The sequence below is a fragment of the Nonomuraea sp. NPDC048881 genome (assembly GCF_040649795.1).
GTDB lineage: Bacteria > Actinomycetota > Actinomycetes > Streptosporangiales > Streptosporangiaceae > Nonomuraea.
In genome coordinates, this window is the sequence record NZ_JBEZGC010000001.1 from 375641 (window position 1) to 386752 (window position 11112).

Annotated in this window: 12 protein-coding genes; 2 read left to right on the forward strand and 10 right to left on the reverse strand. The window is 57.9% G+C overall.

The window, feature by feature from the left end; all coding sequences use genetic code 11:
* Positions 1-210 precede the first annotated feature (210 nt).
* The 10 genes from AB0C33_RS01840 to AB0C33_RS01885 all read right to left on the reverse strand — a co-directional run bounded on the left by AB0C33_RS01840 (position 211) and on the right by AB0C33_RS01885 (position 9361).
* Positions 211-801, reverse strand: coding sequence for a CHAP domain-containing protein (locus AB0C33_RS01840; protein WP_358282630.1), 591 nt, complete (start codon positions 799-801; stop codon positions 211-213).
* 534 nt (positions 802-1335) lie between these two features.
* Positions 1336-1593 (reverse strand): hypothetical protein, encoded by a 258-nt coding sequence (locus AB0C33_RS01845; protein ID WP_358282632.1) that lies wholly within the window; start codon positions 1591-1593, stop codon positions 1336-1338.
* Positions 1590-3473 (reverse strand): hypothetical protein, encoded by a 1884-nt coding sequence (locus AB0C33_RS01850; RefSeq protein WP_358282634.1) that lies wholly within the window; start codon positions 3471-3473, stop codon positions 1590-1592. Before AB0C33_RS01850 ends, AB0C33_RS01845 begins: the two co-directional genes overlap by 4 nt.
* The gene (locus AB0C33_RS01855) at positions 3470-4456 is read right to left on the reverse strand and encodes a hypothetical protein (protein ID WP_358282636.1); all 987 of its coding nucleotides are present in this window, start codon (positions 4454-4456) and stop codon (positions 3470-3472) included. The genes AB0C33_RS01850 and AB0C33_RS01855 overlap by 4 nt, the downstream gene beginning before the upstream one ends.
* Entirely contained in the window at positions 4456-5355 is a 900-nt protein-coding gene (locus AB0C33_RS01860; protein WP_358282638.1) for a hypothetical protein, read from the reverse strand. The genes AB0C33_RS01855 and AB0C33_RS01860 overlap by 1 nt, the downstream gene beginning before the upstream one ends.
* A 491-nt stretch (positions 5356-5846) precedes the next feature.
* Positions 5847-6044, reverse strand: a complete 198-nt coding sequence (locus tag AB0C33_RS01865) for a hypothetical protein (RefSeq protein WP_358282639.1) — start codon at positions 6042-6044, stop codon at positions 5847-5849.
* A complete protein-coding gene (locus AB0C33_RS01870) occupies positions 6044-6598 on the reverse strand; it encodes a hypothetical protein (protein ID WP_358282641.1) in 555 nt (184 codons plus the stop codon). Before AB0C33_RS01870 ends, AB0C33_RS01865 begins: the two co-directional genes overlap by 1 nt.
* Positions 6599-7366: 768 nt before the next feature.
* Positions 7367-7780 (reverse strand): hypothetical protein, encoded by a 414-nt coding sequence (locus AB0C33_RS01875; protein ID WP_358282643.1) that lies wholly within the window; start codon positions 7778-7780, stop codon positions 7367-7369.
* 61 nt (positions 7781-7841) lie between these two features.
* Positions 7842-8807, reverse strand: a complete 966-nt coding sequence (locus AB0C33_RS01880; RefSeq protein WP_358282645.1) for a N4-gp56 family major capsid protein — start codon at positions 8805-8807, stop codon at positions 7842-7844.
* A gap of 44 nt (positions 8808-8851) precedes the next feature.
* Entirely contained in the window at positions 8852-9361 is a 510-nt protein-coding gene (locus AB0C33_RS01885) for a hypothetical protein (protein WP_358282647.1), read from the reverse strand.
* Positions 9362-9937: 576 nt separating this feature from the next.
* Here AB0C33_RS01885 and AB0C33_RS01890 point away from each other — a divergent pair.
* Both AB0C33_RS01890 and AB0C33_RS01895 read left to right on the forward strand, forming a co-directional pair.
* Positions 9938-10363 (forward strand): hypothetical protein, encoded by a 426-nt coding sequence (locus AB0C33_RS01890; protein ID WP_358282649.1) that lies wholly within the window; start codon positions 9938-9940, stop codon positions 10361-10363.
* Positions 10360-10704, forward strand: a complete 345-nt coding sequence (locus AB0C33_RS01895; RefSeq protein WP_358282651.1) for a hypothetical protein — start codon at positions 10360-10362, stop codon at positions 10702-10704. Before AB0C33_RS01890 ends, AB0C33_RS01895 begins: the two co-directional genes overlap by 4 nt.
* Positions 10705-11112: the final 408 nt, after the last annotated feature.

An 11112-nucleotide genomic window follows, 5' to 3' on the forward strand; every position in this document is an offset into this window, starting at 1 on the left:
TACTTACCCATGATCTTCTCCCGATGTCTCCAAGCCTCTTGGTCCAGCACGAGACAGAAAGGCAGTCCAGCCGGAGTGATGACCCGGCGTGAAAGGATGGCGCCTTTTTGTGATCTTGTGCTAGCTTTCTTTTGTCCTTGGCTTTCGTGATGGTTTGTGAAGGACTCCGGAAGGCCCCTTGTCCTATGGGATGGGGGGCCTTCTGTACGCCTAGGGAAGCTTGAGCTTCTGGCCAGCCTTGATTAGAGCTGGATCGTCACCGATAAGCCCCCGGTTGGCTTGATAGATGTCCTTCCACTTAGAGGCATCGGCATAGAACCGAACAGCCACCTTGGAGAGGGAATCTCCGGCCTTGACGGTATAGGTCCTGGACTCCTCATCAAAGACGGGATAGCCGTACCCGAGGATGTCTCTAGGTGACCTCGCTACACGACGGACCGCATCGCCCTTATTGCCCTCAATGGTGTAGACATACGGGCCCTTCACGTACTCTACGATCCCCACATGGTCTGCCTGGTCGTCGCGGTTCCAGTCGAAGAACACGATTGCCCCAGGCTTAGGGGTGTGACCCCACCGCTTCTCTCTCTTGAAGTAGTTCACCCATGAGGGGCAGTAGGCAAACCTGCCGACAGACTTGAGACCCACGGTGCTGGCGATGTAGCTGACGAACATGGCACACCAGGCCGCGGACAGGTAGGCGCTACCAGACAGCTTGGCGTACCAGCGGGTGAAGAGGTTAGGTCTACCCTTCGTCCCTACGAACCGCTTACCGGTAGCGAGAAACTTACTCCTCGTCGTCATCGTCGGGATACCACCCCTCTTCCTGAGAGACCTCAATCTCTCCCTCGGGAACGTCCACCTCGTCAGGCATCGGCTCCCTTTCCGAATAGTCGCGCAACGTCTATTGCTCCAATCCCCTGGTAGCGGCTATCGATCTGATCGGCGGCATAGTGACCTGGCTTCAACTGGCCCCGCGTAGTCCTGGAGTGCTCCGAGTAGGACGGAGGGCCCATCGGCCAGTCGTCCGGGATGCCCACAGAACGCAGGCGTCCTAGAACCGCGTCAGCTCCAAGGAAGGGCTGATCCGTGAATGGGTCGGCAGGCCGGCAGATGACTGCCACGGTCACCGCGTAACTGCCGCCTCCCCACATCGTTCCCGTGTGATCCAGCGGGGCCCCCACATGGACCTCACCCGTTGCCGGATGCCAGAGGAGATGGGGAACTGTCCCCTTGCGCTGTAGGTACTCCCAGGTGTTGAGAGTGGAGTCCATGTGAGCATCCACCCCGAACCAGAGGGCAACCATTTCCCCCTCGGGTACGTGCCTCTCGTGTCCCTTACGGAATGCGGGAGAGAATGAGGGCATCTACCTTGGTCTCCAGTTGCTTAAGCCGCGCCTCATTGAGCACCCCTAGTTCAACCGCCTTGCTTGCTAGGTCCTTGGCTTCCTTGGCTTGGTCGTAGAGGCTAGATCCCCCGTTGGGAGTGATCTGGCTTTTCAGGTCTTGGATGGCCTTACGGACAACCCAGCCCACGAGACCAAGGACCACCGGCACAGCAACGCCAGAGACGATCTGCACAGTCAGCTCACTCATGAGGACAACGTCCTTAGAGCTACGGTCAGCACTCCTCCCCATCGGGATCCGTTAGTACCCCGAGCGTCTACCTGTCGATATTCCATGGCCTCGATAGTGCATAGGATCGCTGTATTGCTCCCAAGATCCTGGAAGAGAACCGCGTCGCCCGAGGAGTCAAGGGCTTCCAGTGCCTCAAGTCTCTCCATGGCAAACCCGGTCCATCCATGAGTCACTTCGTTACGATCCCTCTCGTAGTCAAAACACATGAGAGGAATCGTGAACTGCCTAGGCCGAGGGCCACCAGGCAAGGACTTGAGCTGATAGGAGCGGAACACCGTACCTTGAGTGTGATCGGAAGCCCTGTTGAGAGTGAACTTCAGACTAAGGAACTCCTGAGGCGTACTGGGATAGTTGATCGCCAGGTCTAGAGACTGGTCACTACCACTCGTCAAAGAGATGAGACTTGTCTCATTCCCGTCCTCGTCAACGGTGGAGACCGTCATGGGGCCCGTGAAGTCACCTCGTACGTTGAACCGCTTGAACAACTTCGGCCAGACGGTTCCGAATCGATGCCTTCCAGTCAGAAGCCAACCAGTAGTCTCCAGGTCAGTCGGGTGCTCTCGATAGACTCCCGAGTCAGTCACACCGAAGATGGCTAGGCCGCTTGTCGGCAGGATGGCTACCGAGTCCACAGAACCCACTGCATGACTCTGAAGGTCGGTGGCGTAGGGGAAGGCTCCATTGGGGAACTGACTTCTCAGCTCGACCCTCAGGAGTCCGGACGTGCCATCAGTGAAGCCGTCAGAGTATCCGCAGAGGAACCCATTCCCGCGAGCGGTCACACACTTGACAGAGGCCGGCGTGTCCACCAGAGGTCCGTACTGGAGGGCGCCACCAGTACCCATGACAGCCACGCGCACACCCTTGCTCGTTCCGATGCCCAGGTAGGTACCGAGGTAGGCATGCATGGACTGAACGGTCTCACCGGTAGGGAACTGGGCGACCACGGTCGCGTTGGTCAGGGTAGGCACAGCTCCCGTGGCATCTAAGGCGAGGCGGATGATGACCGACTCCGAGCCAACACCACCAGAGATATAGATTGCCTCTGGTCCCTCTGCGATGTCGGTCCATCTCCAAGAGGCATTGGGGTGGGAGTAGACCGCAGCCGGGAGAATTGCAGAACCGAAGGCGGGGATATAGATGCTGTTGTTGATGCCTGCTACGAGCCGCTGCTTAACCCATCCGATAACCACAGACGAAGCCGCGGTTAGATCCCACTTCTGAGATGCAGTACCAGACCCGCCAGGGATGACCATGATGTCATCAGCGGTAGCGAAGTACACATCACTACCATCGGTGGTGATATCAAGGATTGTGGCAGACCCGTCATACACCTTGGTCTCTGTGCCAGACGCATCACCCTGCCAGACATCAGCCCCATCCACCCGATAGTACTTCTCGACTCCGCCGCTTAAACCGGTGATAACCTTCACCGGCCCAGAGGCCGCCTTAATGAGGGTAGTGGTCGGCAAGAGGGACACTTGGCCCGGAATCCAAGGATTGACACCTTCGCTGGACGTGAAGCGGAATGCAGCAGTCTCATCAAGCTCCGGATCCCCATACTTGATGCCTGCACCATAGTGGAATGAGCTTTGAGATCTGAGCCACCAACCACTAAGGGACTGCTCGCCTGGCTCAAGACTTGTGTCAAGCTGTTGCTTTCGGAACTGGGCCGTTGATCGAGTGAGAGGATTCTCCTTATCGATCTTCAGTAGAAACGGGATGCCACTGATTGCCACGTCATAGGCGTTGAGTGCGTCACCGAATGGAGATGCGGCGGACTTAGGCTTGAACGCCAGCCGAAAGGGCAGCCCCTTACGTACGTCATAGAAACTCACAGTGGAGCCGACCAGTAGACGGACAGCCTGTAGAAGAAGCTCCTTGTGCTTGCGCCAGGACCATAGTTGAAATTGACCCGAAGCCCTAGTTCATCCCCTGCATTGCAGGCGTAGCCGACACCTAGATGCAGCTTCCAGAGGCCAAACGTCTGCGACGACCCGCCACTTGTGATGGCATTAGTGGCTTGAGCAATGGTGATCCCTGCCCCCGCAGCTCCACCCGCGTAGTACACCAGATAGGCATCAATGACGTGATTCTCATTGTAGGCACTATCGGTGAGGTCGCTCACGTTGATCTGATATATGCCTGGCTTAGGGCAGAGGATACGTGTCGGCTTCGCGGCAGACCAGAGGGGGCCTACGTTATAGGTAAAGGTGCCTGTAGCAAATGAGACATCGGTCTGAGTGTCCGGCACCACCGACATGCTGCCGACGACAAACATCCGCAGCTTTTCAAAAGCGTTGATAGCTCCGCCGGACGCTGCATCGGTGTGGGTATGCTGGGCAGCCGAGAAGTTGCCGATGACTGGACTCGCCAAGGTGGCGTTACTGATGGTTCCGCCACTGATGGTCCCGCCGTTGATGGTGGGAGTCGTCAGAGTCTTATTGCTAAGAGTCTGAGCCGTCGTAGTACCAACCAGGGCAGCGCCACCAGTGAGCCCATGGATATTCGTCGTGGCGTTGATGTGCGCATTAGCGTCGTCAATCTCGCTTGCGGCAACACCGTGAACAATCTTAGCGCCGATGTCGTGAGAGAGCGCAGTGGAGTTGTCATAGCCTCGGTCTACCGTCCAGTTGGCCCCCGCAACAGCGGTAACTAACATGATCTCTTCGCTGGACGTGCCGAGATCAACGATGATAACGAAAGGCGTAGTAGCCGGATAGCCCACCGGCGTATCAACGCTAATGGTGGTAGCCGAGGCGTTGATAGCAACAGACAGCGTGGTTTCCCGTGCATTAGAGCTGTGGTAAATCCTGGCCATTAGATAAGTCTCCTTGTCCTATGCACGGTAGTCCCATGAATCCGTAGTAGCCGCTCCCGCTCGTTGCTCAGTGCTTCCAGGTACAGGCCATAGAAGAACTTGGCCGCGTTCACTCCAGCGCCAGGCGGAACCAACTGACTACGAGCAGAGGACTCGACCGCTGCCGTCTGTAGGCGAGGTGGCTCCAGGAAGCCAATCAGCCGGTAGCACGCCCCGTAGAGAATCGCCTCTTCCGCAGTAGCAGCTAGACCAGAGGCAGTGAAGCTCTGGCTCTCATCGTCAAGCGGAGTCGGGGAAGTGATGTAGGAAACCCGGATCGTCCTCCCTGGAACAATGGGCTCCCAGATGTCTACAGACTTGCCACTAGGGAAGGCATCGGTATCCGCGTTCGGATCAAACCTGTAGTCGTTGGCTCGGATCCATGTACGACTCGGGCCAACACTTTCCCAGGCCAAAGAGTGCAACTGCTCACAGTCGGCAGGCAGCGCGTAGGTGTTCCGCGCAGCGACATACGGGAACGTGGCAGCCTTGAACGTGAACAGATCTGGATAGCTGGACTCAATACAGGTGTTGATCGTCTCCAGGACCTTGGCACGCGAGTATCTAGGGGAGTTGACGACCGCAGTACCGGCGAGATGACTCACGGCCTGAGTGGACCTGTAGCCACGGCCGAAGGGGGAGAGGGCGACCGTTCCGGCCTGCCTGTCAACACCCTTGATCCACACAAGCTCTGAACCGATCTCGGCCAACCCCTGAGAGAGCTGGCTCACGTCGTCCACTGCCAGGGTGAGGTCAGCGGGAGACACGTCAGCGGTAAGGAACGTCTGCTCGGCCTGGTCGAGACTGTCCCCCTGGAGGAGCTGTAGAACCCTGTCAGCCAGGGACCCGAGCGTGGCCACTACGGGATCCTCGAAAGGGCCTCACAGGCCCCCAGTCCATCTGTGCCGGCGAGGACGTTGCAGACGCCCTGAAGGGCTAACCAGCGCTCTCTGTGCTCGTCTCCGCCTACCTGGAACGCCTTGAAGTTCAGGGCCCCCGTCACGTCGTAGTCGCGCGGGCATGCCGCCCACACCTTGGCGGCGGCGGCAGCGCCCAGTCCATCAGTCCCAGCCAAGCGATTCAGCTCCGCCTGTAACTCCATAGGCAACCCCCTCCCTGTCCGACCACTGTCTAGCTGACTCGACGTCCACTCGATTCGTACTCTTCGGCTGCATCCCTTCACGTCTAGCGGACGCATAGGAGTCAAGGTCTCTATCCCAAGTCTTCTGCTTGGTGTAATCCAAACCCTTCACAGACTGGCAATAGGCGACCTTGATGTTCTTACTCCTCATGCACTCGCCGAAGGTCCTATGAGGACTAGGCGACCAAGAGCAATTGCACTGGTGTGCCATCAGGCATCGATGTAGGAGAAGGAGTAGCCGTCAAGGCCGCCGTACTGGAAGGCGATGTCCTGCACCCTTCCGGCATAGGGCTTAGACCAGGCGCCGGTGTTCTCCTTCAGGCGATAGGCAGCCGTGCCATCACCGAAATCCACCCCTTCGCCCTGATGCCTGGGGGTCGCGGTAGTCGTGAACGTGAATCTGCGCATTAAACCTCTTCCAATGTGATGTTCGATCCATAGCCAGCCGCGGTCAGCTCCTCTGCCTCGTCAAGAGAGATGACATGCCGATAGCCGCCCATCCAGTACTTGAGAGCTTGCTCCAGGTCGGTAAGGGCCGGATATCTGGTCTGATAGATAGAGCCGTCCGATCTCTGTATGACAGAGATGCCCCTATGGACTCCGTATCTGACGTGAAGGACGTTGCGACCCGCAGGTGTCTCCTGGACGCTAGGTGGCCTGAAGACCAGGGAGTGGCGATTGGCCACCTTGAGAAGGTCGGAGACGTACTCAAGGGAGGCGATCCCAACAGCCTCCAAGCTTTGGGGGTAGCCGAGCTGGAGGAGCGCAGAACCGTGTGCCTCCGCCGAGGGGATGCCGGTAGGGCGGGCGAACTGCTGCTGGACGAGCTTGGTAGCGCCGAACGACTGACCCGAGGGGATGCCGGGGACGCCCAGGCCGGCGAACACAGCGAGAGAGCCGAACACCTCTCCTGAGACGATCCCGCCCGAGGCCACGGGGAGGTTAACGTTCAGCGTCCCCACGCTCTCACTGGACGGGATACCGGGGAGGGTGAGCGATTGAGGGAACGCGGCGCTTACGGCTGTCGCGCCAAAGGTCTCCCCGGAAGTGATACCCGATGGAGAGACTAGAAGCGATGCACTAGGGATAAAAACCGTGATTGACACGGCTGCATCAATGGTAGCCGAAGCGGCAGCATTGAGGTTAGTCGTCGCGGTTCCGGATGCGAGCGCCTTGGTTGCGACGCCAGCTAGAAGGAAATTGAGCTGTCGAGTCTCCCTCTGGGTAAAGGTACTGGGGGCACTAAATGACTGCGTGCCTGTCGCATTTACAAGGTCGCCAACATAGAACCTGACTTCAAGACCGGTTGAAGCGGTAGGAGTAAGGCCCGGAGTAACAACGTTCGGCGTGGCGAAGGTGGTACCCGTAGACTTAGCGATATCAGGCAGGATGCCCGCACCCTGGATAGCAATAATATAGACAACGGATACAGCTCCAGACTGCTCCGAAGTAGCCTTAGTGAAGCTATAGGTAGATGGCTCACTAGGGCCAGCAACCTTGTACCACGAACCCGCCGAAACGTATTGAACGGCCGGAGTCTGAGGAACAATCTGTGTCCAGCCGGACGGTGTCGTCGTGGGGAATGGGGAGACGGAGGAGTCAATCGCCTGGAAGGCGACCAGGATATCCCCTTCCACCACCCCGCTAGGCTTATTAACCGTAAAGGGTGTGGCAGTGCCAGCGTCAACAGCGGCGAAACTGATAGACCTGTAAGAGGCAGGCACTAGCGCCTACAGCTTGAAGATTCGGTTAGATCCCGAGTCGAATACGACCGTGATATCTCCGCCATTGGGAGTGACAGGCAGACCGCTAGCGGTATCAATAGCCGCAATCAAAGGGGAAGTGGCTGCCGTACCAGTGTCCTTGACAAGGATGAGATGCTGGCATGCCGCACCAGCAGCAACAGCGGAGTAGGTGACATCGGCAGCATCGGCGACACCGGACGTTGCAGTCTTGCTAGTCAGGTTGCCTGAGGTGGCCACGATGGTTCCGCCACCACCACCGGTGATATCCGATAGGAACTCGTGGGTAGCCAGGTTGGCGGTATAGCCACGGACTAGATAGAGCTTGATGTTGTCAGAGGTCCAGGAGAGTGCGCCCGTGAGGAACTTCTCCCTACCCTTGTCATAGAGGGCATTAGCCAAAGGAGTACTCCGTGAGGAAGGCCCCTAGGCATATGCCTAGGGGCCAACCTACCTATGCCTATTAGGCGATAGAGCTAGAGGTCTCAACGCGAATAAGGGCGTCCTCGCGGAAGCGGTTCCAGCCCAACATGCCGTACCAACCCAGAGGGGTGAAGCGACCGAGCTTGTCAGTGGTCGGACCCTGCCGAACGGACGGCTCCTCAGCAACCGCCTCAGCAAGGGCTTCACGGCCCATCACAAGAGAGCGGTAGACCTTGGCCGAAGATGCGCCATCGGTAGCCACCGGCATACGCGGAGACTCGATGTAGTACGCGCCTTCGTACTGGCCGATCATGCCCGACCAGATGGACTCAGGACCGCTGAAGTTGTGCGGGTCACGCCAGCCGGCCGAACCGGTCTCCTTACGGAGGTCGTGAGAGACGTCCGGGTGAATCCACGTGGCGTACAGCTCGCCCTGCCGGGGGAGAACCTTGAGGCCCCGGAGCTTGGCAACAGCGAACCGCGGAATCTCGGAAGTGAAGACATCACCCGAGGCGACCGCGCCGGTAGTACCAGCGCCACCCGTCTTGAGGTCGGACTTCAGAACACCACCGTTGACACGGACAACATGAGTGCCGCCCGTCAGGACAGGGGCCACCAGCTTGTCGAGCTGATCCCGCATATGCCAGGAGATCTGGTCAGCCAGACCGCCAGTCACATCGGTAATGGCGATGAGCTGAAGACGCCTGGTGTAGAGGATCGTCGCACCGTACTCCTTCAGAGTGACGGTGATAGACGTAGTACTAGGGACCGCGATAGCGTCCGGGTCTTCCGTCTCGGAGAGTTCCGCAACGTTATCAGTGATGTCATTCCAGAACTGGAAGACAATGGACGCAGACGGGAAAGTCTGGTCAACCGCCCGAGTGTCCGCCATGGCCCGGAAGATGGGTTCACTGCGGAGCTGATACCTGACGTACTTGTCTAGGGCAGTCTGGACGAGAGAGGTACCGAGGCTAGAAGCATCGGACCACGTATAGGCGTTAGCCAACTATATCCTTTGAACCTACCTTCTTCAGGTAGGGCACACGATGACTACTTGAGATTGGCCCACCCCTTTTCCAGCGCCTCACGGAAGACCTCAAAGGGCACTTCCTTCTCAAGGTGCGGGTTAGTGAGCATGGCCTCTAGGTCTTGCTGAGGGATACCAGGAGCACCACCGGTAGATACCTGCTGCATCTGCTTGAACTGCTGCTCATCCACCTTCGGAGCCTGATCCTTCATATCGGTAGGGGCATCCTCTTCCTTAGCCTCCTGCTTCTGTGCAGGCGTGAAGAGACCTCCATACCGTTCAACCCACTGACCAACCGATTCCTCGGAGACCTCGACATCCTTGGGAAAGAGGTCAATAGCGTCCTTGGGGATGCCCTTGGACGTCAGCAACTCAGACACCTCCTGCCGCCGCACCTTGTCGTTCAGACTGGCGAGCTGCTTGCGGAGGTCGGCCGCTTCCTGCTTCTGCCGCTCGTAGGCGTCCCGCAGAGCACGGGGGCCGGCGGGCTGGCTGTCTTCCTGGGAGTCGAGATCCCAATCCTGATCGGTCATAACGGTCAAAATCTCCCATCTTTCGTGTTAGGAACGTAGGCCACCCATCTCAGTCGGGGAAACACAATGGGGCTCCTACTACCGGGCTATATACGCCTACGTGGGCCGGTGGATCACGTAAGGAGTGGGATTCAGGGACTTGCACCCTGTTGACCTAGCGGTCCGTATGTGTATGGTTTTCGGACAGCCGTTACCCCTGGAGGTAGTGACCTCCATACGACCTGCCCTCAATAGGGGCAGGGTGCAACTGGAACTACTTGAACGACCTGAACACCCGTGTCCACGTCGTCTCTGAGACGTGCAGACATCAGCACTGCTACTCCTGCGAAGTGGACGAGCCCGCTAGGGGCTATCGACTCTGCTTCGAGTGCCATCACATGTATGTCACCGCAGGGGACCTACTAGACGCCTATAACGAGCGGTCCACCGTTGGAGTGGACAACGCAGAGCAAGTCACCTTCTGCCCGCTCTGTCTACACACCTTCTAAGTGGGATACATCATCATGGGCTCATTCCTCATGGGCGCCATCGTCATAGGTGTCATATACCTAGTAGCGCGAAGGCACTGGGAGTAGCATGCACGACAGAATCCTTCTACAGCAGATATTCTTTGAGCTCACCGACGGAGTAAACGAAAAGCTCTTGACGGTCTACGAAGAGAGAACCGGCAAGAAGCTCTCCATGGAGACGCTCAAGCGACTCTTTGCCGATAGGCAGATCGGCACCGGAGTAACCGTAGTGCGCGGCATGGGCAAGGTGCGATGGGATATCACTGTTCCCCTCGTGCGGGAGGACCCATGGATCATCCTCTATCCGAAGCGCTTCACGGACCAGTACAACGCTAGGGCCGACAAGAAGATATCCCGCTACACCCTTTCCAGGTGGCTCCAACTGCAAGGGGTGAGAGTGGCGCACCAATCCGCTCACTGGGATGAGGAGCTTCTTATAGCCCTCGCCAACCGGAGAGGAAAGCCTTACGTCATACCGGAGGAACTTGCATGAGGACCATGCTCACTGTCCAAGAGCCATGGCTAGTGGAAGCGGAACTGCTGGGCGCACAGCTCAAGTCCCTAGACTACGGCTTCCATGTCAAAGAGCTAGAGCCAGGCCGCTGCGTTCACGTGATGCGCATGCTGTTCAACTGGAGGATCGTTGAATGGCATGGGGTATGCGATAGCGTACTCGGCCACGGCGGCAAGTACTGGTGCTATCAAGGGATCGGGCTGCAATCCTTCCTGCTGGCAGTAGGACAAGCAGTCCAGTGGGACGGTACAGACGACTCGATGCCTGCGCACTGGATCAGGAACTACAGAGGGGAATACGGGGCCGATGCATTGGGGTGAACTCAAGAAGCGACAGCGAGACCAGATCATCGCCGCTCTCTACCAAGACTCATCCGAGGACGGTATCCACAGAGTGGCCCGCCGATTCCGACTCAAGCTCCACTTCGTCAAAGGCATAGCACACGGCTCCTACCCAACCATCCACCGTGGCAAGATAAGAAGCAGCAAATAGAGAAGGCCCCCCACACTTCCCCGTGGGGGGCCTCTTCTAACTAGGCTCCACGATGAGGTACTGAAGTACCGAGGTATCCCCGGCAGTACCAGTCACACTGAAGGAAACACCAGCCGACCTGGCAGAGATCCAAGCATCACCATGGGTACCCACGACGTTTTTGTTGGTTAGGAAGATAGCGCTATTGGCGGTAACCAGAGTGTTGGCTACAACTACCGGTGTAGCACCGTTGAGCG

Bases quoted from the DNA above. Each gene is read 5' to 3' on its own strand.
- AB0C33_RS01840 (WP_358282630.1), bottom strand. From the start codon at position 801: ATGACGACGAGGAGTAAGTTTCTCGCTACCGGTAAGCGGTTCGTAGGG.
- AB0C33_RS01845 (WP_358282632.1), bottom strand. From the start codon at position 1,593: ATGAGTGAGCTGACTGTGCAGATCGTCTCTGGCGTTGCTGTGCCGGTG.
- AB0C33_RS01855 (WP_358282636.1), bottom strand. From the start codon at position 4,456: ATGGCCAGGATTTACCACAGCTCTAATGCACGGGAAACCACGCTGTCT.
- AB0C33_RS01865 (WP_358282639.1), bottom strand. From the start codon at position 6,044: ATGCGCAGATTCACGTTCACGACTACCGCGACCCCCAGGCATCAGGGC.
- AB0C33_RS01885 (WP_358282647.1), bottom strand. From the start codon at position 9,361: ATGACCGATCAGGATTGGGATCTCGACTCCCAGGAAGACAGCCAGCCC.
- AB0C33_RS01890 (WP_358282649.1), top strand. From the start codon at position 9,938: ATGCACGACAGAATCCTTCTACAGCAGATATTCTTTGAGCTCACCGAC.
- AB0C33_RS01895 (WP_358282651.1), top strand. From the start codon at position 10,360: ATGAGGACCATGCTCACTGTCCAAGAGCCATGGCTAGTGGAAGCGGAA.